Here is a 22,932-nt window from a genome sequence, read left to right as displayed (position 1 = left end):
GCGGTTTTTTTAGTGGTCGGGCCATACCCTTTGCAGGCTTAAGACAGCATCTAACGTCAATGATCGCCCTTAGAGCCACCCATACAGTTAGGTGACAGGGGGATCTCCCCGTTTTGTGCCTGCCACTCTTCCGCCGTATACAGATGCAACGCCAGCGCATGGATCGGGTTGTTCATCAGCTCAGAGAGCACGCCGTAGACCAGCTGATGCCGCGCCACCGGTCGTTTACCGGCAAAATCATCGGCCACCACCGCCAGTTTGAAATGACTATCGGTTGCCGGACCACTATGCATATGGCTTTCATTTTCAATCACCAGATGCTGTAACGCCAACGCCTGGGTCAGACGTTGTTCAATTTCGGTTGCAATGCTCATATTATTCCTGACCATGTTTAATGGGTATTGTCCGCCGGGTCGGCAGCCAGCTTACTAAATTTAGAGTGTATCCGTCGGGTAATCAGCGCTACAGCGATAATCACCAGCGGCATAGCAATCCCCAGCGAGAGGCTCTTATTGATATGCAGCCCCTGATCATACAACACCCCGATGAAAATTTTCACCAGACCGATGGTGTAATAACTGATTGCCGCAACCGATAACCCCTCGACGGTGTGCTGCATCATCAACTGAATTTGCGAGCGCCGGTCCATAGAGCTCAGCAGTTCCTGATTCTGCCCCTGAATTGACAGCTCTACCTGCGTACGCAGCATATCACTGACCCGGTCAATCCGCCGGGACAGATCTTCCAGACGCTCTGCGGTTGCCTTACAGGTGCGCACCGCCGGCACCATCCGCCGGGTGATAAACTCTTGCAGGGTCAGGTGACCGGAGACCTCATCTTCGCGCAGATCCGCCAGGCGTGACATAACCAGATCCTGGTAAGCATTGGTGGCATTAAAACGAAACGTTGCACTGGCCCGATAAGCTTCCACCCGGGATGCCAGATGCGTCAGCCGACTGAGTAACTGACGCTCATCGCGACAATTGACATCATCATACTGCTCGGCAGACAACACCTGCGTCAGATCCGCCAGCTGCTGATCCATCTGCTGCAACTCAGGACTGATTGAGCGCGCCATTGGCAGCCCCATCAGAGTCATCAGGCGATAGGATTCTATCTCCAGCAGCCGCTGGATCAAACGACCCAGCTGACTGTCACTCATCTCCCGGTTGTAGATCAGAAACCGGCCAAAACCATCACTGTGCATGCGATAGCTGGTCCACACCTGAGCGGCCCCCTGGGAGGGCTGACTACCGATCAGGCGCATCTCATCAAAATAACGTTTAACCTCTGGAATACCCGGCTCATCAACATCCCTGACATCTTCTACCGACAGGTGAAACGCAGCGACGACTTCGCCACAAATACCCTCTAACCAGCCCTCAGGCAACTGACTGATACCCGTTTCAGCAAACGGTTGATGATCGTCACCACCCAGCCAGATGAAAGTATAAGAAACGAACTCCATATGCTTTTCACGGCGAACCTTTAATTTACCAAAGCGCTGTTGAAAACAAGGGACATCATACTCAGGCACCTCTCCACCGAGAATTTCACAAAGCTGCTGCAGGTGCCTGAACTGGTCGACTTTCTGCGGTTCACTGGAGACGACAGAAAGATGGGTAATTCTTGCTGGGCTGGGAATTACCTGAAACGGCCGGGAGTGCATCTCTTCGTATAAAGCCTCTCTCAACGGATGCATATCAAGCTGAAGGTTACTCGTTGCAGACATCTAACTACCTGTTACCTATTAACAAAACACTATTGTTGGCGATTATCATTAGCTAAAGCAACTGTACTGAATACCCAATGCCAAAAGCCATCATTACTCCTCCAAAGGAGCTAACAAAAGCGGTGCATCCAGCAGATCAACCGCCATCACTTGCGGCATAACCTCAAACCATTCAAGAAACAGCTCCAGCGACCTCCCCTCTGGCCAGTGATCACCAAACTCATCCCAGGCTGCCAGCTCATTGATAAAGATCTTTTCATAGTACTGTGACAACTGCTGCGACAGATCCGCCTCACTCTGAAACTCCTCTGTCAGATAGACATTACCCTCAGCGCGATGCTCCGCCAGAGTCATCGTTTGATTCAGTTCATCCTGCTGCTGATTGGCCCAGTCAACAAATGGCTGACGTGGCAGAACGGCAAATCCGGAACGGTTGATCAGTTTCATAGAGGCTTCTCCCGACTTCAGCTAAACTAGTGGCCAGCATTATAACCTCAGCCTTAGAGATGTGAATGAATATCCGCTGCCTGCCGCACCTGAACACTAAACAAGCCTGGCTCGATTTCTGTCAGCGGGAGGTTTCCTCCTGCTTTACTCTAAGTCCTGAAGCGATGGTGGATCTGCAGACTACCTATCTGATGATTACTGTGCTGGACAATCATACCCGGCACGGCAAGCAGGCAATAAAATACAGCCTTGGCTCCCGCAGCTCGTTAAAGCCCGCCTGGAAATTTATTCAAGCCTGCGATTTCAATTTACAGATAATGATCGACGGGTTAGCAGAGATTAATTTCGATGGCAATGTGCGCGACAACTCGCTGTTAAAAGCCCACACTGACCTGACAGTACGCAAGTTTTTCTCTAAGGACCGCTCAATTATCTCGCCGGGAAATCTCGGCAGACTGCTGCCGCTGAGTGAGCCACCGCCCCGCTGGGAACTGCTGCATCTGTCACAACTGCTGGCCAATCATCAATATCGGGATATGCGTACCGAGCAGCTGGCACTGCCCAACAATGATCAGTTTATGGTGGAGTTCAAAGGGATACCGACACCTGAGGTCCAAGAAATGCTGGTTGAGATCATCAACCAGCCGCAGTGGTGGCAGGTGCGACCACACCCAAATGACGCTGCCCGGCTGATTATCCTGCGGCAGGAGACACCGCTATGCAGCTTTGAGCCGGATTTCAAACCACCTAAACCCAAACTGGCCCAACGGGGAGTCCGCTGGGCCAGCACAGTCTAAGCTGATTTTACTGCAGAAATCAGGCGGGCATCAGCCCCTCCACATCTTCCGCACTGGACTCTCCGTCAAAGTCAGATTTTTCAATCAGACGATACGGGTTATCTGAGTTGAGCAGCTCTTTACCGTTTTGGGTCGGGAACTCCACATCGATATCCACGATGCGTCCATCACGGCAGACGTTGATAATGGTATCCATAGTGGTCGCCATGAGAGAGTACTTATCATCCGGTGCAGCGATCAGCGTTTGCAGACCCAGATCACTCATAAAGCCCAGCGAAGTCACAGTGTTTTCCGCATCCAGTTTGTTAAACGCTTCATCGAACACCGACAAGCTGATACCACCCAGAGTCACACCATCGGCGGTATCACGCAGTCGGTAGGTCGCGCCCATCGCGGCAGCTATCGCGACATAAAACGGCACCTGATGCTCACCACCGGAACCGGTTTTAATCCGCTGAGTCAGAGTCGTCTTACGGTTACCCTCCAGATCTTTAACCACGAGTTCGAAGTTATAGAAGTTGCGGTAATCCTGCAGCAGGCTGCTTTCACCCTCATCTTTCAGCACTTCATGAATCTTAGTCAGGGCATCCTGATGGGGACGTTTTTCATCATATTTAAAATCAAACAGTGAACCGACATTAGCCTGATCCATCCGCGTATAGGCTTCCACCAGCTCAAGGATATCTTTGAGTTCCGGGTTAGGCATCATCTCAAAGCTATACATCTCACGATGGAACGGACGGTTCTTCAGGTGCGCGTTCAGCTCCCGAATCAGCTCTTTTATCTTATCGATCTGATCCTTCAGATGCGCCACGAAATCTGAGCGGAATGAGGTCTCTGCTTCCAGCCGGGCACGCTCGGCTTTTTCGGTATATTCCGCCAGCTCACTATCACGCAGCGACTGTATCGTATCATCGACAAACTGCGCCAGCTGCTCATGAGTGGAATCTTCACTCACTTTATCCAGTTCCTGATGGCTCAGACCTGAACCGTGATAACGAGCTTTATACTGAGCCACACCATCACGGACGATATTCTTCTTCCGCTCTACCAGACTCAGCTCTGACTGCGCTTTTTTAGCCGACTCAAAGATAATCCGGTCCAGATCACCGGAGCAGGATTCATCCATATAGTCGCGCTTTTCCTGAGCGGACTGAGCGTCAAAGTTAGCATCGGCTTCACAGCGGGTACGTGCCGCCGCATGCTCTTCCAACTCATTATCCAGCACCTCAAGCGACGCATTGTCTTTAATCAGACTGGTGCGGGTGGACTGCAGCTTGTCCATCAGCTTTTTCTGCGCATCCTGGGTGTTTTTCTGCGCTTCAACCAGGTCAGCAATACGCTTCTGAATGCCACTATCATCCTGATTACGCAGATCGGTAATCCCCTGACGATAACCATCAACCTCGGTTTGCAGCATCTCCCGCTGGTTCACCAGATCGAAAGTGCGTTCGGTGACACCGGTCAGCGCCGCGGTCATGCGGATCAGGTTTTCCCGCAGGCTATCCAATGCTTCATGATCTTTATTCAGCGCGCTGAACTCAGCCACCATCTGCTCAACCTGACGGTCCTGCTGATGCAGCTGGTGCTCACGCCGACCTCCGCCGCTACCCATCATCGGTGCTTCTTCGCGAATCGAGGTGGTGGTACCTTCGGTCTGCAGCATGCAGTCGTAGGTCAGCGCCCGTTCCTGTTTCAGCAGTTCACTTTCGGTTTCAACCGCCATCACCCCGCCCAGAGCACGGTTCATGTAGGCCAGTGCATCGTCACTCTGACAATCAACAAACTGCGCCAGAGAACCCGGTTTAGAACGGTTAAGCCACTCATGGGATTTGGTGGTATTGACCACCCGACACCCTTTCAGATGACGACCTTTACGACGATACAGGGTGATCGCTTCTTTCACCCGGTCCGGGTCAACAATCAGCGCTTCACGGCGGGCGCCGAGAAAACTTTCGATGGCGATGCGCCACTTCTCATCATTAATATCCACCAGCTCGCAGATCGGCGTAGAGTCGATACCGTAATCTTTCAGTAGCTGCATCAGTTCGCGGGTATTACGACGCAACGGGGCGTGCCCCTGCTTCAGCTGTTCAACCGCACTTTTCTGATTCTGTATCTCGCTACGCAACTCATTCATGCGGATCACGGAAGATTCAAACCGACGAGCGATCTCACGACGCACCGTATCAACTGACTCTTTCAGACGGTTAAGATTGTTATCCACATCCACCGGCGCCAGTGGCCAGGCTTCCGCCATCATATCCTCACCGGAACGCCACAACTCGACCGATTCCTTGACCACCGGAATAAAACTATCCGGGAGATATTGCTGATAATTGGCAAAGCTGACAGCAGAGCGCAGCAATGAATAGACATGCTGAATTTTTTCTTTAACCACGTTCAACTCATGCTGACGGGCATTGATTGAGTTCTCCAGTGCCTTCACTTTATGGGCACTGTCGGTGTTATTCAGCTCGGCGCGGGTGTTCGCCAGCGACTGCATTACCTCGTTAAGCTCTTCGCTCTTTGCTTCCAGGTCTGCCTGAAGCGTACTCTCTCGCTCACGATTGAGTTCGAGACGCTCGCCCGCTTCCTCTTTCTTCAGATCTGCGTGCTCAAAGCGGGTTTCATGCACCACCCACTCATACTCGACCGAGTTTTTAACATTACGGTCGATCCCTTTGCACTGCTCCTGAACCTTTTCCAGCTCAACAATGCGGTTGTATACCTCACGGGTTTTCTGCTCCATCGCCCGGTATTCATCCAGCGACTTACGGAAACCTCCCACATGGACAATATTTTCATCCAGCACAAACTCACGGATAAACCGGGTCGGACTGTTGATCGGCACAAATTTCAGCGCGTTACGGAAGTTTTTCACAAACTTCTCATCATCATTCGGCATCTGCTGATCGTAGCTAAGCTCAGTCACCAGTTCACGGATAAAGCGGTTAGCCCGCTTCTCCAGCTTCATCTCAGGACACTGTTTCAGCAGATTCTCTTTCACTACCGGCCACTCTTTCGGCAGTCGGCCACCATCCTGCTTGACGGTAAAGTCTTCCAGTGAGACGGAGAAGTCTGGCAGGATAAAGCGTCCCAGCACATCCTCCTCAGGGGAAGACAGTGACGCACTGATGGCCAGGCCAACACAGGTCTCTTTTCCCGTTTCAGTATCAAAGAAACTCAGTGCGAGATAGCTGACGGAGTCCTGCCGGGAGTTCTCTTTTTTCCCCAGGTCATCCATAAAACCGAGACAGTAGGTGCGCAGGCTACGCTCACTCTTCTCGCCGGCACTGGCGTTGAAGCTGAGATATTTTTTGTTGCCCCCCATCAGGACCGTCTGGATAGCATCCAGCAGGGATGACTTACCGGAACCGTTGGGACCAATAACCGCCACATTGCCTTTGATCGGAATCTCTACAGCACCCAGCACATACCAGTTCACCAGCACCATTCGATTAAGCTGTTTCATCAGTTTGCTTCCTCCGGTGCAGTGAACGCTTTATTATGATCGATCTCAGTATCCACTTCAGGAGTTAGCGCCGCCGTATCTGTTTCAGCAGTATCTGTTTCCGCAGTATCCTGCAATTCACCAGCCTCATCCGACTGCACCTCAACAGCGTCTGCCGCATCATCGCTAGCTGTAATCTTGTCTTTCGCAGGCGCATCCTCATCGCGCTCTTCGCACAACGCCTCCAGCTGACCGATAAAGTCTTCGACCACAACCTGACGGATCGCCGGATTGATGGTTAAGGGGATATTTTTAGGATCTGTTTCATGGGGCTTGCCCCGTTCAATAATGCCGTGACGACTAAACAGCGACAGCAGTTCTTTCAGACGGGTCTCGTTGGGTATCTCCCGCCCGGTGAGATTTTCATAAAGTGTCAGCATCTCGTCTGTAGTGATATACGCACGTCCCGCTTCGACGTCAAAGGACTCAAGCTTTTGCTCATATTGCTGACGCAGGCAGAGCAAAAACAGCGACTCATCCAGCTTCAGACGCATAAAGCGCTCTTCGCCTTTTGGCAAAATCCCCAGATAGGCTTCATCGGGCTGATAGATCAGTGACCAGCCGATGGCCGCAAACAGATTGACAAAGTAATCCGTATGGGAAGCCACCAGGAAATAACTGTCACGGTGTCCAGGACGTTCAGCGTAGAGGAACTGATTCACCAGCAGCATATTGGCGGCACGAACGAAATCTTCTTCCTGATACTGATCGCTGCGACCGATGATTTTCTGCAGATCACCCAGCATTATACTTTCCTCTGAATACTGAAATCGCGACATTCAACCATATCCGCGACATTGACATATTTATCTTCAAACTTAATCTCATACTTATTGGCTGTTCCACGACCCTTCTTACCCAGCGAGCGCATATGCCGCAGATAACTGAAGCAGATGTAATCTTCGATACACTCGATGGTGAAATCAACGGCGGTAATCTTCTTCTTATCGATCAGGTGGCGTTCAACATACAACTCAATGTTTTCTGGCTTCACCTCACGCCGCGCCTTGTACTCTTTGAACAGCTGGCGTAACTCCAGTACCCGCGGGTCAATTTCAACCGGGCGAATCACCCTTGGTTTAGTTTCAACCCGACGCCGGATAGGCGAGCGCACACTGCCCGGCGCAATAAATGCAACTCCATCCAGCGTGTTGATATGGGGGATTGAGCGGGAGTCCAGTTTAGCAACATCACTGATCAGGCGAGACAGCCGCGAACTCATGCCCGGCGTGGTCTTGTCCATATACCGGACAGTATCCGCCACCCGCTTCTCCAGCCGGTAACGGAAATCATCAATCGTTGCCAGACGCTGATCCACCGACTCAAAGATGCGGATAATACGGTTGATATGACTGTGAACCATCGCCTCAGCATCGGCAAAACAGAGTTCAAACTGTTCCTGATAGTGCTTGGACAGCTTTTCTACCTTGAGTGGGTCAAATTGCAGATCACGCAGCATGGTGAGAATCTGTCGCCGGAAGCGGAACGGGTTGTTCTTGGTTTTCAGGGTTTTGTAGTCGGACACCAGAATGTGCGCCACAAACCGATCAAAAAAGCTGCGGACAATCTCCTGCGGGTTCGATGTCGCTGCCATGCTGATCTTCAACTCGCGCAGGCCGAGCATCATATCGGTCAGATGGGCACTGAAATCCGCCGCGGTCTGCGCCGCTTCCTGCAGGGTAATACCCCGGCCAGCCGGATCACTGATCGCAGATTCCAGAGAGCTGAGCACGTTAAGCACCGCGCCACCGTAGCTGCGCTTTTCCAGCTCGTTGATACCGACTAAGGTACGTAACAGATAACTGATCGCCGGAGAAAGCAGCACGAAGGTGCGGTAGATCCGTTGCTCCTCTTCCAACCAGCCGGTGTCAACCAGGCGACGATAGATACGGCTGGTATATTCAGCAGCAGAACGAGGCAGCTCCTGACGGTCGGCTTCAGACTCGCCCTCTTCCGGTTCCCAGCGGCGCACCCCCAGGCGAACCACGGTATCTTCTATACAGGAGCGAATCAGATCTTTGGGGACAAACGGATCAACCAGATCTTCATCAAAGAACTGATCCGCCAGATCCAGCAGAACTGCCTCGTAGATATGTTTATTCTGTCCTGATAATGGGACAAAGAGTGTTTCGGGAAGCTTTTTGAAAAGCATCTCAGCTAAAATCTCCGGGCACGCGATCTAAGGAAGGTAACGATGATAACGGAAATAGCCACACTGACCAAGTGGCAAAAAAGACCGGCCAATGGATGCCAGCCCTTTTCTGACAGAATATTTAAAAAAACATTTTAAATCATAAAGATAAAACACTGATCATTGTTTAATCAGATGCTTCTTTTTGCCTGTTGCACCCGGGCATAGACCGACAGCAGATACTGGTGTTGAGCAAACGCCTCCAATCCCAGTGTCGATTGGGCCAGTCCGGCAAAAACACCCTGCCCATCAATCATATCAAGCACCGCTGCAACCCGCTCTGAACCATAGATCTGGTCCAGCAGAGCGCGATAATGACCCAGCCGATGCTCACCATCCAGGCGAAACATCAGACACTGATGCAAACAACGATATAACACCGCCCGCTCTTCACCGAAAGCCTGCGTATCAGATTGCTGCATCCATTCACTCCAGACCAGCGCCTCCTCCAACTCACCCAACCGAAGATTCAGCAGACACTTCAGCTCACCGACTCGCAACGTATTCCAGAGCATATCCGCATCAGGCAGAATTCCGATAATCTCTACCACCCGTTGCTGATCATCAAAGCCGCCTTCTTCAAGATGCAGAAGCAGACTCTCGACCTCAGGATCAGTCAGTTCCGCCAGACGCAGTAACGGCGCACGCAGATCGATACCTGCATTGTTGTTATTCCATACCAGCTCATCCACAGGGTACACCTCCGACATACCAGGCACGATGATCCTGCAGCTATACATACCCAGATGTTCAAAATCAGCGATATAGATATCCATATCCACTTTATGAATCCGACGGCACAACTCTTCGAATTCAGCCTGCGTATCACCTTCGATATTCCACTCAGTAAAGGTGTAATCGGTTTGTGTGGAAAACAGATCCCAGGCAACTGCGCCGCTGGAGTCCATAAAATGGGCTTCCAGGTTATCCTGATCAGCCACCTCGGCAATATCGAAGCGGGGTAACGGAAACCCGTCCAGACTGTCCAGTTCGCGTCCCTGAAGCAGTTCAGTGACTGCTCTTTCAAATGCCACCTCAAACTTGGGATGGGCGCCGAAAGAGGTAAAACAGCCGCCATCAGCAGGATTGATCAGTGAGACATTCACCAGAGGAAACTTACCGCCCAGCGAAGCATCCTTCACCAACACCACATAACCATGACTGCGCAGCGCTGCAATAACCCCTAGCGTCGCGGGATAGCGTTCCTGAACCCATTGAGGAATATCCGGCAGACTGATACCGGAAGAGATAATCGTGTTTTTTATATGTCGCTCGAAAATTTCTGACAGCGCCTTTACCCGCGCTTCATTCACCGTATTACCGGCAGCAATACCATTATGCAGATACAAATTGCGGATAATATTAATCGGAATCCACACCTGATCACCGTTGTTCTGTCGTACAAAGGGGATGGCGCAGATGCCTCGCCTCCTATTACCCGAATTACTATCCACTAACATCGATGCTTTAAGCTCACCATCCATGTTGTAGTGCAGCAAGGTAGGCTCATCCAGCAATCCGTCGGGCAACCCATTATCGGTAACAGGAAACCAGCGCTCATTCGGGTAATGAACAAAGCCATCATCGGCAACCGCCTGCCCCAGATAGTAATCTGCGAAAAAATAGTTACTGCTCAGCCGCTCGCAGAAATCCCCAAGGGCGCTCGCCAGAGCCGCATTACGACTGGCGCCTTTACCGTTAGCAAAAAACAGCGGAAAGTTACGGTCACAAATATGCACTGACCAGACACCCGGCACAGGATTCAACCATCGGGTCTCCTCAAGCTCAATTCCTAATGCCGCGATACAGGCACGCATTCTCAAAATGGAATCGTCCAGTGGTGCATCTTTGCCGGGAATCATCGTCATAGGGGAATCCTTAGTACCAGTTTTTGTGGTAAAAACCAGGACACCATCGGCCTCAACCTGAAAGGTTTAATACCAGCAGTGCCATCAGGCATAACGCCCCTTATACAGAAATCTCTCAGCAAACGAAATGCTGGTTTGCGAATATCGAACCAGAGCGACAAAATCCAGCCCGAAGCGAATAACCAGATCGTTATTTAACCACTTAATAAAACAGTAAAATATTTTCTCGTTTCCGCTTGACGCCTACCCCGCTCATCATTAACATACGCCGCCTTGGTTGAGGTGATCCTCGATAGCTCAGTTGGTAGAGCAGTAGACTGTTAATCTATTGGTCGCTGGTTCGAGTCCAGCTCGAGGAGCCAACCTAACCATAGTAGATGTCATTCCTCGATAGCTCAGTTGGTAGAGCAGTAGACTGTTAATCTATTGGTCGCTGGTTCGAGTCCAGCTCGAGGAGCCATCTGTCAGAACGGGGCATAGCGCAGTCTGGTAGCGCATCTGGTTTGGGACCAGAGGGTCGTAGGTTCGAATCCTGCTGCCCCGACCACTTTTAAAAGCTGCTGTAAAAAGCGCATCTGGTTTGGGAACTTTCCAGGTTAGGGTCATAGATCCAAGTCCTGCTGCCCCGACCACTTTTTAAGCCGCTGTAAAAAGCATAAGTTCTGCTGCGCAACCACTTTCTAAGTGACAAGCTTTTTAGTAAATTATTTACCATACTTACTCAGCAAGCTAACGACCCAGACCTTCTGTCCTGTTTGCACGATATATTCATAAACCTGTTTTTCAGCAAATCCCCTTCGCTGAACCTTAACGAAATTATTTCGTTATTCACCGGGGTATACATTAACGTCTGTTTTATCTTGTATACAGCTACCCCGGATTTTTAATACGTCTGCTAGAAGCAACTTTACCCCTTGAAAAACCTCTTCTACTAAAATATTTAGTCCTATTACCTATACTTGTATACACCTTACTTAGTTAGAATAGCGCTAGAACAAAGCGCTAAAGTGGACACGGTCACCGATGGAACGACTTCTCACACAACGATCAAACCAGGCCAAACAGAGCTGCCCGAATACCGCCATAGAATCGCTTCGTTTTGACGCATCCAACTGCAGCAAGCGACAGCGTTGTTTCAGAGAAGAAGCATGACCACTGAGCAGGCATATTTCCTCACCGTTGCATTAATCAATCTGGTGCTAGCGTTTTCCGGAACCAGAATTAACGACCCGGAAGGCAAGCAACGATCCATACTATTTTTCATTCTGGCATTCGCGGCAAACTTCCTTAGCTGGTTTATCTATGTATTTGATATCGGTGTAACCCTAAAAATCATATCGGTCATTCTATCCTCTGTATTCATCTGGGGCATGGTTGTGTTCAGCTACAAACGCTGCGAATACCCACTACCGCTGACATTTATCTCAATCATTTTTCTGGTCAATTGCACCGCTTTAAGCTATTTCACTTATGCTGGCCAGTTATATGAGGCCCTGCACGTCAGCGCGCTGTTTGTCCCTTCAGCCTTTTGCATCATTGGGTATCTGTTTCTGAAGATAAAAAAGTTCAGAAACCCTTCTGATATTATCCTGGCTTACGCCTGTTTTATCATGGCAGCAGTCGTCGCCAGCCGATCTCTGCTATTGAAGTTTTCGCCTGAACTCTTTAGCGCAACCGTTATTTCGTCACAAATCATATGGCCTGCCTTTAGTGTCATTTGTGGTGTATTCGCTTTATTAAGCTATACCGAGGAAGCCCAATCCAGACTACAGCAAGAATCCAACACCGACCAACTTACGGGACTGGCGAATCGGCGCAGCATGGATCGTATTCTCGATAAAGAGTGGGCAAGAGCCAATCGCCACCACAGACCTTTGGCTTTGGTGATGCTGGATGTCGATTTTTTCAAAAATTACAACGATCACTATGGTCATCAGGCAGGAGACGATTGTCTGAAGAAAGTTGCACACGTGCTGTTAGCATCAGGGCAGCGTGCCGGCGAGGTTGCTGCACGATATGGCGGTGAAGAGTTTCTCCTTATTCTTCCTGATACCGACCTGGTAACGGCCCGACAGATAGCTGACAAAATACGTGCTTCGATTGCCGGGTTCCAGATACCGCATCAATACTCCCCGCTGGGTGTTCTTACACTGAGCGCAGGAATTGCCGCACTATCAGAGCAGAACTTTAATAATATCGGCGAGTTACTACAGGCCGCGGATTCAGCACTGTATCAAGCCAAAGGGCTTGGTCGCAATCAGACACAGATGGCTCCAGATAGCTCAGAAAAAACACCTTCACTATAATCCAAAATAATAGTGCACCCGCTCTTGCAGCAAGGCTTTTGCCTCACCCTCAGAGATACCATCCAGCCTCTGATACACACCCAGAGCGATTTTTTTAAACACCTGAACAATCTCAGGGTCAAAATGGCTGCCACTGTCTCCGATAAGGATGGACATGCTTTGCTCAAAAGACATTGGCGCTTTATATGGGCGCTTTGAGCACAGAGCATCAAATACATCTGCGATTGCGAAGACTCTCGCGGCGAGCGGTATATTCTCTTGCTTCAACCCTCGGGGATAACCCGTTCCGTTCCACTTCTCATGGTGGTAGGCAACCACAATACTCGCCTCATCCAACCAGCCGATTCCCTTTAGGATCGACTCGCCCTGCTCCACATGAGTACGCATTAACTCCATCTCATCATCAGTCAGTCTGCCAGGTTTCAGCAAAATAGCATCTGGGATCCCTATTTTTCCAACATCATGAAGAAAGCTACCAATAATCAGGGCTTGCATACTATCTTTCGGTATCTCAATTGCTTCAGCAATCTTAGTGGCAATCCAGGCAACCCTGTAATTATGAATACCGGTATCAGAATCACGCTTGGCAATTGATCGGCCCAAAGCCTCCATCATCGAAATATGAGAATCAAGCACCTCTCTCGCTTTGCGACGGTTTTCCCTGGATAGATAGACAACTATTGGATAGACAACGGCACCGCAGATTAATGACGCCAAGGCAACCATCAACGCTGCTGTAAAAGCAGTCGCGGTTATCTGTTTACGCTGCCAATCAGGAACAATACGCACCCCTTCAAAATAACCTGCCAACGATTCAGAGCCGGACTTAACAAAATGAAGTGGTACAAAGACCCTGAGCACCCAGTCACCGTTTTGCAACTTCATACTTTCGTAAGAGCTTTTCGTGTACGCAGGCATAACGTGTCCAGCCAGCTGCTCCTCAACCTCTGCTCCGGAGAGAGTCACAGCCTCCGCCAATTTTTCACCAGATGCGCCGTATATTTCCGTAATATCAAAGAAGCCACCCGCTAAAATATCGGCAGCCTGCTGAGCGCCCTCCCGGGATATCTCATTCGATAAGTCCAGCACATGGTAGTAGGCCAATAGACGCTCAGTTTCCTCATTAGCCAGCGAAACAATCGCACTCTCAGCCTCCTCTGTTGCAACATACCAGGCTATCGGGCTGGCGATAGAAACAAGAATCAGACTCACAAGACTGATAAGAGCGGCCGTCCGCCGCTCAAAATTGGTTGTCATTCCATTTACCTTAAGTGGACTCAGACTCGATCACATATACAGAGATTAGCGCATCCATATCCAGCTCAGTCAACTAACCCGATTGTAAAAACAATGCTTTAGTACTCAAAATAACAGATCAATAATCGCATCCCTGAATGAAGGACAAGCCTGATCCGCAACTGTTTAACAGCGCCACGATTCGCCCTTAGATGGGATTAGATTTCCAAAATACGCGGCAAGGACTCAATCCGGTATCGTTTGAACTCTGTTTCTGATAGATAATATTCCAGGTCGGCTAAATATGACCTGCGTCCACCGCTGTAACATTTCTACTCCCTGACTGATGGTAATATATGATCTTTTCTGCAACTAAAAATCGTAACCCAAGCGCGGCACACCGGCAGTTCATCGTCGTCGGTGTGCAGAGAGGCGGCACCTCCGCCATAGCTGCCTCTCTAAAAGCGCTGGGCGTCTCTCTGGGTGATAATTTTCATGAACCCATCTACGAAGATATAGGAATGGCAGAAGCCTTTCGCGCGGGAAACTGGAAAAAGCTTCAAAAACTCATCGTGGCTTATGAACAGAAGTATGTACTTTTTGCATGGAAACTGCCTGACAGCAACAGCAAGTTAACCCGTGTTTCGAAGCTCTTTTCCAATCCCAGCTTTATCTTTGTTTACCGGGATATATTTGCTATCGCTAAACGCAAGAAAACCGTACATGACACCGATATTTCAGCAGCGATGAGCTCCAGCCTTAGCGCGTACAATCGTATTCTCAAATTTGTCGATAAGAGCCACTATCCTGCACTGCATATCTCTTACGAGAAACTGTTACAGGATAAGCAGGGGCACCTGAAAGAACTTGCAGCGTTTTGTCACCTTGAGGCATCTGAGGATCTGATAGAAAGAGCCTGTAAATCAATTGAGGCGTCACCGAGAAGTTACACTCAGTGGGTTGAAATCTCCCGCCAGATTATCGCTTTAAATAAAGCGGGATTTGATGGATATATTGACCATGTCTCAGAAAGTCTGATCTCTGGGTGGATGCTGAAAAGTGGTTCAGATCAGCCTGTCACACTCGAGTTATTTGTAAATGACAAATTAATAACAGAGTTTCTCTGTGATACTTTCCGTGGAGATTTGATAACAGCAGCTAAAAGCAATACTGGCAACGCAGGCTTTAGCATTCCCCTGCCTGAAGGAACGCTGAAGAAGTCGGACAGAATTTCGCTTAAACCTACAGGACATTCTGTGGGTTTATTCACAGATTTTTAGCCGCAAGTATTTGCTGCAGACCCATCTGGTCATTAGCCCCCTTGAGCCTCAACGATACTTACCGAACATTTAAGACTCACCATAACAGTGAAACCTTACATGGAAAGCTGACCAACCTGTTGTAAAATAGATACAGATTAATGTACACCCGAGTTAACAGATAACATTCATACCTTTGACGGACAATGATCAATGAAACAAGATGCCGATAGAATAGCTGAGGTTATCCTGAGTATGAATGTTGATGTTGGGCGCGCCGCATTTACAGTAACTAAAGCGCTTGATTATGTTGGTATCGATGATAAAAGCCATGGTCTCCGTGTAGGCCTGATCTGCCATCGCATCGCTCACCTGCTTGGCTGGGAAAAATCTAAAAGGCACTTTATTTTAATCGCTGGAATGCTACATGACTGCGGTGTTTCATCAACGACAGTCCATCAAAAGCTGGTGGATGAGATGGAGTGGGAAGGCGCCGAGGAGCACTGTATCAGGGGCGATCACTTTTTACGTAGTTTCCCCCCCTTCAGCGCATTTGCACCTGCGATCCGATACCACCACACACGTTGGCAGGACCTGCCTGAAAGTTTGGATACTGAAACCCGGGAGTATGCAAACCTAATATTCTTTGCTGACCGTTTAGATGTCGCCTATTCATCCTTCATATTTAATAAACCGCCCCATGAAGCACTATTAAACAGGCAGCAGATACTCGGCGAATTAACCCCTTATGTTGGGCTGCTGTTTTCACCGGAGATTTACAAAGCGACAGAATCAACCATTCTGAAAGACAGTTTCTGGCTGGAATTGAGAGACGAGTACCTGGATGATGCCATTATGGAGACCCTGTCATCTGAAGATTATGAGATATCGCTGTCATTTGACGAGATTGAATCCCTCGGCGAGCTTATCTCCCAGATCGTTGATGCGAAGAGTCCCTATACTCACTATCACAGCCTGCGAGTAGCTGACCTTGCTTATACACTATCAGGTCTGGCCGGTCTGGATCAGTATCAACGGCGTATTCTAAGGCTTTCGGGATTGCTCCATGATGTTGGCAAACTCAGAACCCCGGATGAGATATTGGAAAAGCCGGGAACCCTGTCGGAATACGAGATGGCGCAGATGCGTAGCCATCCCCTCGATAGTAAAAGGGTATTGAAATCGCTGTTCCCGAATACTCAGATCGCCAAATGGGCATCTGAACACCATGAAAAATTAGATGGCTCAGGCTATCCTTTCGGTTGGAAAGGTGATCAGATCGACTTCCCTACCCGGATTTTATCCATTGCCGATATTTTTCAGGCACTCTGCCAAAAGCGCCCATACCGCCACCGGCTGCAGATTAATGAGGTTATCGAAATCATGGATGTAATGGCCGCCGAGGGCAAGATTGATACGGCGATCTACGGGTTGTTAAAAGCCAATAAGAGTGAGCTATACCGGGTAGCGATCAGGCAGTGAATCAAACCAGGCTATTAGTCCGGTAAAACTCAGTCCTCAGAAAGGATTGATTGACAATGCACAGTAACTCTATATAGTGTTCACTAGCTTAGAAAAAGTCTATTTTTTAACCATTTGTTGTCGTTGTATTACTGTTGTTGTTTTACTTAAGTATTCTCGTCCCTCTGCATTAAATTCCAGTCTTATTTTTTCGCTATCAGGTAAAACTATTCTGTGTTTCGAACCTCAGTGCCTCAATGCTATTAGCCGTGCTGAGACCAGACTAAAAAGAGTCACTTCAAACAACAGATCAGCGTTGCCGGTTTAAATACTCAGTCAGTGATTGTTACAACGCTTTCGATGAGTATTGTTTGTTCTTAGTTAAGCGGCCTGAAGGTTCGCAAATAAAAGCGTTTAATCCGCTGTGTGAGAGTGCCTGAAGCACTGACAGCGATAAATATTTTTGTCATATGCCTGAGCTAAAATATGAAAATCTCAGCATAAATTTATGGTTATCAGACAGGGTTAGATACCCGCTAAAAGTAACGCTGATAACCAACCCAATTTGATTCACTCCACAGAGATGAGTGATGCCAGCGACACCCTCCTCGTAGTATTTATAGCCCATTAACAATGAGTTCTTCACACTACCGGGCCACAGTCTGACGCTGGTTTATTTGAGAAAAGAATGAGTATAGATACCAAAGCGGCCATCAATGCCGCAGATTTTGAAAAATACAGCAACCCTATTCCCGGCCGGGAATACATCATGGGGCTGTTCGATGAGCCAGGAAAGTTTTTAAACCGAGAGCAGCTGGGTAAAACCCTGAAGCTGTTTGAAGAGGAAGAGAAAGAAGCGTTGCGGCGCCGCTTGCGCGCGATGGAGCGGGATGGACAACTGAATTTCGATCCGCGCAAGGGCTATAGTTTACTCCGCTCTGAGGATCTGCTCGAAGGTAAAGTTATCGGCCACCCTGATGGCTTTGGCTTTCTGTCACTGGACCAGGGCGGTGATGACCTGTTCCTGCACGATAGTCAGATGCTTAAAGCCTTCCCTGGCGATAGGGTACAAGTCCGAATAACAGGAACTGACCGTCGCGGACGCCAGGAAGCACAGATCGTTAACGTGGTTGAGAAAAACATGACCACCCTCGTTGGCCGCCTCAGAGTCGACGATGGCGAGTATTATTTGCAGCCGGAAAATAGTCGTATCTGCAATGAGATTGATATCCCGGATGACCAGCTAAAAGGCGCACAAGCGGGCCAGTATGTCACCGTTGAGATCACCGAATACCCTTGTAACCGGTTTAATGCTGAGGGACGGGTGGTTGAGATTCTGGGTGACTCAATGGCCCCCGGAATGGAGATTGATGTCGCGATCCGCAACCATGATATCCCCCATAAGTGGCCTAAAGATGCGCTTGCAGCGGCTGAAGCCCTGGGCGAGGAAGTTCAAGAGAGCGATAAGCAGCACCGTGCTGATCTGAGAGGCCTGCCATTTGTCACCATTGATGGCGAAGACGCCCGCGACTTTGATGACGCCGTCTACTGTGAAAAACGTAAATCCGGTGGCTGGCGTCTGTTTGTCGCTATCGCTGATGTATCTCACTATGTCGCACCCGGCAGCCCGCTTGATCTCGAAGCTGCAGAACGGGGCACCTCCGTCTATTTTCCCGGCCATGTGGTGCCAATGCTACCGGAAGCACTGTCAAACGGCCTTTGCTCACTGAACCCTCATGTCGACCGACTGGTGATGGTCTGTGAAATGGCGATCAGCAGCGCCGGCAAGATGACCAGCTATAAGTTTTCCGAAGGCGTTATTCACTCCCACGCCCGACTGACCTATACCCAGGTCGGTACGCTGCTGTCCTCCCCTGAATCAGAGTTAGGCAAAACCGTTGCCCATAACCATGCCGACGTTGTGCCGCACATCCACTCCCTGCACCACCTGTATGCGGTGCTGAGAAAAGCGCGTACCAAACGTGGCTCTATCGACTTTGAAAAGCAGGAAGTCCAGTTTAAGTTTACCGCGGACCGGAAGATTGAAAGTATCGTCCCGGTTGTGCGTAATGATGCGCACAAGATGATTGAAGAGTTTATGCTCTGTGCCAACGTTGCCACCGCACAGTTTCTGGAAAAACTGGAGATCCCGGCATTGTATCGCGTCCATGAGGGTCCGGTAGAGAAGAAGCTAACCAATCTGCGCGCATTTCTTAGTGAGCGCGGCCTGAACCTTGCTGGTGGAGAAAAGCCTACACCGGCACATTATGACCGTCTGCTAAAAGGGCTTGGCGAGCGTCCCGACGCCCAGATTATCCGTATGATGATGTTGCGCTCTCTGAGTCAGGCTGAGTACCGCTCAGACAATCAGGGGCACTTCGGCCTGGCCTATCCAGCCTATGCTCACTTTACCTCACCGATTCGCCGTTACCCTGACCTTCTCGTCCACCGCGCCATTCGCTCAGTGATTCGACGTAGCGAAAGCGGCAGTGTCATTCGCCGGGTACTGAAAAAAGTAACCGGGGTAGGCGCTGATCCGGTTCAGCGGATTAAAAGTGCCGCACCGCTGGCACAGGGGAAAAGCTATCCTTATGACCTCGCGGCGATGAAAAGTCTGGCTGAGCACTGCTCAACCGTTTCCCGTCGGGCAGATAAAGCGGGCTGGGATGTTGAAGCCTGGCTCAAATGTGAATATATGCAGGATCATGTAGGTGATGTTTTCAGCGGCGTGATCAGCACCGTTACTAACTTTGGTCTGTTTATTGAGCTGGATGATACTCAGGTTGAAGGTCTGGTCCATGTAACCGCACTGAACAACGATTACTATCAGTTCGATGCAGCCCAGCAACGTCTGGTTGGGGAACGCACCCACGCCAGCTTCGGCATTGGCGATAAGATCAATATCCGGGTTGTCAGAGTTGATATGGATCAGCGCAAGATTGAGTTTGAACTGGCGGTTAAAGATGAAGTCCAAAGCGCGCCAAAACCGCGCAAGCGCAAAGGTGGCCGGGGAAAAAGTGCCAAAGGTGCAGGTAAATACCCCCGCTGATTAGCCGACTGCAGCGGCAACATAACCAGCCCTTAACCGCTTAAGGGTTGGACAATATGCATGTGTACAAATACCGTCTGGCGGCTCATCGGTTTGATAACCAGATACTCTGATAAGGCGCCAGCTCGATACTGCCCAGCAGATCATCATAACGCTCCCCACTCAGCAGATCGGACCAGTCCTGGGTGCTGATCAGATTGAGATCAGATAACGACAGGGTTGCCGGTTGCGCACTGATATTGTTAAGACAGAAAATATTCTGGGTTCTATCAATACTCTGACGCCAGAAACCAAAAATCTGTTCACCCAGGTGCAGGGTAAACTGCGTCGCATTGGGATGGAAAGCTTTCTGTAAGGAACGTATATAGATTAAGCGTTTCATGCCACTGAACACCCGGTGATAGTGGCTCGTGTCATCAGCTAACAACCGTTCAAGTTCGCTATAATCCCACTGATGACGATTGATCGAGCGGAAATGCCCGGTGGTTTCCACCCGTTCATGATCATTCAGAGTACCGAGTAAACTATGCAGGTAGATCCCCGGTATCCCCTCCAGAGCCAGCATAATATTATGGGCACAAAGAAACCGCGCCTCACCCAGCGCATCTTTACCTTCAACCGTTCCCTGCAGGGCTTCAAACAGAGCAATGTTGATCTCATAGGGCTTTTTCTCACCATTATCCAGCGCCCGCCACGAAACATGCCCACCAAATTCCTGCATCGTTGCGATCATCAGGTCAACTTCGCTATCCGGTAGTATTCCCTCGACCGGGCGTAAACCGATGCCATCGTGTGAGGCGATAAAGTTAAAGAAAGCCGTACCATCCTGCGCCGGAGGCATACTCATCATCCACTGCTTAAGATAAAAATTCTGCCCGGTAATCAGCGCATGCAGCAGCAACGGCGGTAACGAGAAGTTATAGACACAGTGGGCTTCATTGGCGTTACCAAAATAGGAGAGATTTTCTCTGCTGGGAATATTGGTTTCAGTGATAATCATCGCCGTTGGGCAGGCATACTCAATCAGAGTTCGCAAAAGTCTGACCACTTCATGGGTCTGCTCCAGATTGAGACAGCTGGAGCCCGCCTCTTTCCACAAAAACGCAATCGCATCCAGACGGAAAATATTCACCCCCTGATCGAGATAGAAGCGCACAATCCTGACAAATTCTTTCAGGACTTCAGTATTACGAAAATCAAAATCAACCTGATCATGACTGAATGTACACCACACATGCTTTAACCCAGCTGATGTTTCAACTTCACGCAGCAGGGAGCTGGTGCGAGGCCGCACCACCCCTGACAGATCATCATCCAAGCTGGCGGTAAAAAAGAAGTCATGCCCATACCCCTCTCCTTTAATGAAGTTCTGAAACCATTCACTTTCGCTGGAGCCATGGTTAATCACCAGATCAGACATCAACCGGTATTCTGCCGAGAGCCGCTGAATATCCTGCCACTCCCCAACCGACTCCCGCACCTGGTAATAGTCACTCACCGCAAAACCATCATCCGAACTGTAAGGAAAGAAAGGCAACAGATGAACACCGCTGATAACACCATCACACTGTTCATTGAGAAAGGTGTGCAGCGTAGTCATCGCCCGTTCGCCATCACGATACAGGCTATCACCGTAGGTGATCATAATGACATCCTGCTGACTCCAGTGATTTTGGTAGGGTTTGGGAAGCTGTTCTACACTGCCCAGCCGCATAATCGAAATCAGGTCTGATACCAGCTGTGTAATAACCTCAGAATCAGCCATCTGATAAATGGTCTGCAGGTGATTTTCAATCTGTCCGGCAAGCTGCATACTTGCACTACTTAATACACTATCCATACTATTCCGCCATAAACTCCTGATGGTCTAACTCAACCGCTTCGATCAAACGATCAAAGACATCGGGCATCGCACTGGAAACACGGCTCCAGCTGGGAATAAAGGGGGTCTCCATCGGGTTACTGAGAAACTGCTCGCCAGCGGTAATAATATTTCGCGAGAACATCTCAACCGCCATCTCCTCTTCATGAATATCCAATTGCAACCCGTTCATCACCGCATCGTTATGATAGGTTTCAACAAAATCCAGGGCGATACGAAAATAGGTAGCCTTAACGGAGCGAAAGGTTTCAGTATTAAAGGTATGCCCCTGTGTGGCCAACTTGCGGAACAGGGATTTAGTGATATCGATCGACATCTTCGATAAACCGGCATTTTTATCGTCCAGCGACAGATCCTGATGCTTATGATCATACTGGTCAGCAATATCAACCTGACACAAGCGGTTGTTGGCATAATTGCGGTGCATTTCAGACAGCACCCCGATCTCCAGGCCCCAGTCGCTGGGTATACGAATATCACTGAGCACGTCTCGACGGAAAGAGAACTCGCCCGCTAATGGATAACGAAAACTGTCCAGAAACTGCAGGTATTCGATCTCACCAAATACCTTTTTCAACGCTCGCAGTAGCGGGGTCACCAGTAAACGACTCACACGTCCATTGATCTTGCCATCGGCAACCCGGGCATAAAATCCTTTGCAAAACTCATAATTGAACTGTGGATTCGCCACGGGGTAAATTAGTTTAGCTAACATATTTCGACTGTAGGTGACTACATCACAGTCATGCAGCGCGACTGATTCAGCGCGGCCGGATGCCAGAATATAGCCCATGCAGTACCAGACATTACGCCCTTTTCCCGCCTCTTTAGGAGCCAGTTTCAACGCTTGTAGCTCAGCATCAAGAGCCCTCAGCCGCGGGCCATCATTCCACAGAATCCGGTGATGCTGGGGTAGCCTGCTGAAAAATGTTCGTGCGAAGCGAAACTGTTCTTCATTCGCCCGATCCAGCCCGATAACGATCTCCGACAGATAAGGGACTTTACTGATCTCATCGATAATATGACCAAGCGCAGGACCTTCCAGCTCAGAAAAAAGTGAAGGCAGAATCAGCGCCAATGGACGCTTTTTGCCAAAACGGGTCAGCTCCGCTTCTACCTCATCAATCGGTCTTTGCGACAGGTTGTGCAGGGTAGTGATAATGCCGTTCTGGTGAAAATCACCCATAACT

15 protein-coding genes and 3 tRNA genes are annotated in these 22,932 nt (G+C 49.5%); 8 read left to right on the top strand and 10 right to left on the bottom strand.

Annotation, left to right across the window (positions count from 1 at the left end; translation table 11 throughout):
• Window positions 1–56: 56 nt before the first annotated feature.
• The 3 genes from ACQY8X_RS02050 to ACQY8X_RS02040 form a co-directional block, all read right to left on the bottom strand.
• A complete protein-coding gene (locus tag ACQY8X_RS02050; RefSeq protein ID WP_428033473.1) occupies window positions 57–374 on the bottom strand; it encodes a BolA family protein in 318 nt (105 codons plus the stop codon).
• Window positions 375–391: 17 nt separating this feature from the next.
• Window positions 392–1,732 (bottom strand): DUF3422 family protein, encoded by a 1,341-nt coding sequence (locus ACQY8X_RS02045; protein WP_428033472.1) that lies wholly within the window; start codon window positions 1,730–1,732, stop codon window positions 392–394.
• Between the two features lie 93 nt (window positions 1,733–1,825).
• Complete coding sequence (locus ACQY8X_RS02040) at window positions 1,826–2,179, bottom strand: hypothetical protein (protein WP_428033471.1); 354 nt, start codon at window positions 2,177–2,179, stop codon at window positions 1,826–1,828.
• A 65-nt stretch (window positions 2,180–2,244) separates the two neighbouring features.
• On the opposite strand from ACQY8X_RS02040, the gene ACQY8X_RS02035 reads away from it, so the two are divergent.
• The gene (locus ACQY8X_RS02035) at window positions 2,245–2,976 is read left to right on the top strand and encodes a hypothetical protein (RefSeq protein ID WP_428033470.1); all 732 of its coding nucleotides are present in this window, start codon (window positions 2,245–2,247) and stop codon (window positions 2,974–2,976) included.
• 19 nt (window positions 2,977–2,995) lie between these two features.
• Here ACQY8X_RS02035 and ACQY8X_RS02030 read toward each other — a convergent pair whose 3' ends face one another.
• The 4 genes from ACQY8X_RS02030 to ycaO all read right to left on the bottom strand — a co-directional run bounded on the left by ACQY8X_RS02030 (window position 2,996) and on the right by ycaO (window position 10,549).
• Complete coding sequence (locus ACQY8X_RS02030) at window positions 2,996–6,451, bottom strand: SbcC/MukB-like Walker B domain-containing protein (protein ID WP_428033469.1); 3,456 nt, start codon at window positions 6,449–6,451, stop codon at window positions 2,996–2,998.
• Window positions 6,451–7,236 carry a DUF4194 domain-containing protein gene (locus tag ACQY8X_RS02025; RefSeq protein ID WP_428033468.1) on the bottom strand — a complete coding sequence of 262 codons (786 nt, stop codon included), beginning with the start codon at window positions 7,234–7,236 and terminating at the stop codon, window positions 6,451–6,453. Before ACQY8X_RS02025 ends, ACQY8X_RS02030 begins: the two co-directional genes overlap by 1 nt.
• Window positions 7,236–8,642, bottom strand: coding sequence for a Wadjet anti-phage system protein JetA family protein (locus ACQY8X_RS02020; protein ID WP_428033467.1), 1,407 nt, complete (start codon window positions 8,640–8,642; stop codon window positions 7,236–7,238). Before ACQY8X_RS02020 ends, ACQY8X_RS02025 begins: the two co-directional genes overlap by 1 nt.
• A gap of 170 nt (window positions 8,643–8,812) precedes the next feature.
• Window positions 8,813–10,549: a 30S ribosomal protein S12 methylthiotransferase accessory factor YcaO gene (gene ycaO, locus ACQY8X_RS02015; RefSeq protein ID WP_428033466.1), complete on the bottom strand. Its 1,737-nt coding sequence runs from the start codon at window positions 10,547–10,549 to the stop codon at window positions 8,813–8,815.
• 286 nt (window positions 10,550–10,835) lie between these two features.
• Between ycaO and ACQY8X_RS02010 the strand changes: the two genes are divergently transcribed.
• From ACQY8X_RS02010 to ACQY8X_RS01995, 4 genes are all read left to right on the top strand, one after another.
• A tRNA-Asn gene (locus ACQY8X_RS02010) sits at window positions 10,836–10,911 on the top strand.
• Window positions 10,912–10,933: 22 nt separating this feature from the next.
• Window positions 10,934–11,009, top strand: a tRNA-Asn gene (locus ACQY8X_RS02005).
• 10 nt (window positions 11,010–11,019) lie between these two features.
• Window positions 11,020–11,096, top strand: a tRNA-Pro gene (locus tag ACQY8X_RS02000).
• 601 nt (window positions 11,097–11,697) lie between these two features.
• Entirely contained in the window at window positions 11,698–12,855 is a 1,158-nt protein-coding gene (locus tag ACQY8X_RS01995; RefSeq protein ID WP_428033465.1) for a GGDEF domain-containing protein, read from the top strand.
• On the opposite strand, the gene ACQY8X_RS01990 is transcribed toward ACQY8X_RS01995, so the two are convergent.
• Window positions 12,850–14,112, bottom strand: a complete 1,263-nt coding sequence (locus ACQY8X_RS01990; RefSeq protein ID WP_428033464.1) for an HD-GYP domain-containing protein — start codon at window positions 14,110–14,112, stop codon at window positions 12,850–12,852. The genes ACQY8X_RS01995 and ACQY8X_RS01990 overlap by 6 nt on opposite strands.
• A 335-nt stretch (window positions 14,113–14,447) precedes the next feature.
• Here ACQY8X_RS01990 and ACQY8X_RS01985 point away from each other — a divergent pair, with 335 nt between their 5' ends.
• From ACQY8X_RS01985 to rnr, 3 genes are all read left to right on the top strand, one after another.
• Window positions 14,448–15,371 carry a sulfotransferase gene (locus tag ACQY8X_RS01985; RefSeq protein ID WP_428033463.1) on the top strand — a complete coding sequence of 308 codons (924 nt, stop codon included), beginning with the start codon at window positions 14,448–14,450 and terminating at the stop codon, window positions 15,369–15,371.
• A gap of 192 nt (window positions 15,372–15,563) precedes the next feature.
• Complete coding sequence (locus ACQY8X_RS01980; RefSeq protein WP_428033462.1) at window positions 15,564–16,832, top strand: HD domain-containing phosphohydrolase; 1,269 nt, start codon at window positions 15,564–15,566, stop codon at window positions 16,830–16,832.
• A 667-nt stretch (window positions 16,833–17,499) separates the two neighbouring features.
• Window positions 17,500–19,860, top strand: a complete 2,361-nt coding sequence (rnr, locus tag ACQY8X_RS01975; RefSeq protein WP_428033461.1) for a ribonuclease R — start codon at window positions 17,500–17,502, stop codon at window positions 19,858–19,860.
• Window positions 19,861–19,945: 85 nt separating this feature from the next.
• Here the strand turns inward: rnr and ACQY8X_RS01970 are convergent, their stop codons facing one another.
• A complete protein-coding gene (locus ACQY8X_RS01970; RefSeq protein WP_428033460.1) occupies window positions 19,946–21,700 on the bottom strand; it encodes a sugar phosphorylase in 1,755 nt (584 codons plus the stop codon).
• Window position 21,701: 1 nt separating this feature from the next.
• Window positions 21,702–22,928 (bottom strand): glycosyl transferase, encoded by a 1,227-nt coding sequence (locus ACQY8X_RS01965; RefSeq protein ID WP_428033459.1) that lies wholly within the window; start codon window positions 22,926–22,928, stop codon window positions 21,702–21,704.
• Window positions 22,929–22,932 lie beyond the last annotated feature (4 nt).

The sequence above is a fragment of the Amphritea sp. genome, from assembly GCF_050300915.1.
Taxonomy (GTDB): domain Bacteria; phylum Pseudomonadota; class Gammaproteobacteria; order Pseudomonadales; family Balneatricaceae; genus Amphritea.
The sequence above is the reverse complement of the archived record's forward strand: the minus strand, read 5'-3'. Positions and strand labels throughout refer to the sequence as shown.

Coding starts and splice junctions, on each gene's coding strand:
- ACQY8X_RS02050 (WP_428033473.1), bottom strand. CDS start 374: ATGAGCATTGCAACCGAAATTGAACAACGTCTGACCCAGGCGTTGGCG.
- ACQY8X_RS02045 (WP_428033472.1), bottom strand. CDS start 1,732: ATGTCTGCAACGAGTAACCTTCAGCTTGATATGCATCCGTTGAGAGAG.
- ACQY8X_RS02040 (WP_428033471.1), bottom strand. CDS start 2,179: ATGAAACTGATCAACCGTTCCGGATTTGCCGTTCTGCCACGTCAGCCA.
- ACQY8X_RS02035 (WP_428033470.1), top strand. CDS start 2,245: ATGAATATCCGCTGCCTGCCGCACCTGAACACTAAACAAGCCTGGCTC.
- ACQY8X_RS02030 (WP_428033469.1), bottom strand. CDS start 6,451: ATGAAACAGCTTAATCGAATGGTGCTGGTGAACTGGTATGTGCTGGGT.
- ACQY8X_RS02025 (WP_428033468.1), bottom strand. CDS start 7,236: ATGCTGGGTGATCTGCAGAAAATCATCGGTCGCAGCGATCAGTATCAG.
- ACQY8X_RS02020 (WP_428033467.1), bottom strand. CDS start 8,642: ATGCTTTTCAAAAAGCTTCCCGAAACACTCTTTGTCCCATTATCAGGA.
- ycaO (WP_428033466.1), bottom strand. CDS start 10,549: ATGACGATGATTCCCGGCAAAGATGCACCACTGGACGATTCCATTTTG.
- ACQY8X_RS01995 (WP_428033465.1), top strand. CDS start 11,698: ATGACCACTGAGCAGGCATATTTCCTCACCGTTGCATTAATCAATCTG.
- ACQY8X_RS01990 (WP_428033464.1), bottom strand. CDS start 14,112: ATGACAACCAATTTTGAGCGGCGGACGGCCGCTCTTATCAGTCTTGTG.
- ACQY8X_RS01985 (WP_428033463.1), top strand. CDS start 14,448: ATGATCTTTTCTGCAACTAAAAATCGTAACCCAAGCGCGGCACACCGG.
- ACQY8X_RS01980 (WP_428033462.1), top strand. CDS start 15,564: ATGAAACAAGATGCCGATAGAATAGCTGAGGTTATCCTGAGTATGAAT.
- rnr (WP_428033461.1), top strand. CDS start 17,500: ATGAGTATAGATACCAAAGCGGCCATCAATGCCGCAGATTTTGAAAAA.
- ACQY8X_RS01970 (WP_428033460.1), bottom strand. CDS start 21,700: ATGGATAGTGTATTAAGTAGTGCAAGTATGCAGCTTGCCGGACAGATT.
- ACQY8X_RS01965 (WP_428033459.1), bottom strand. CDS start 22,928: ATGGGTGATTTTCACCAGAACGGCATTATCACTACCCTGCACAACCTG.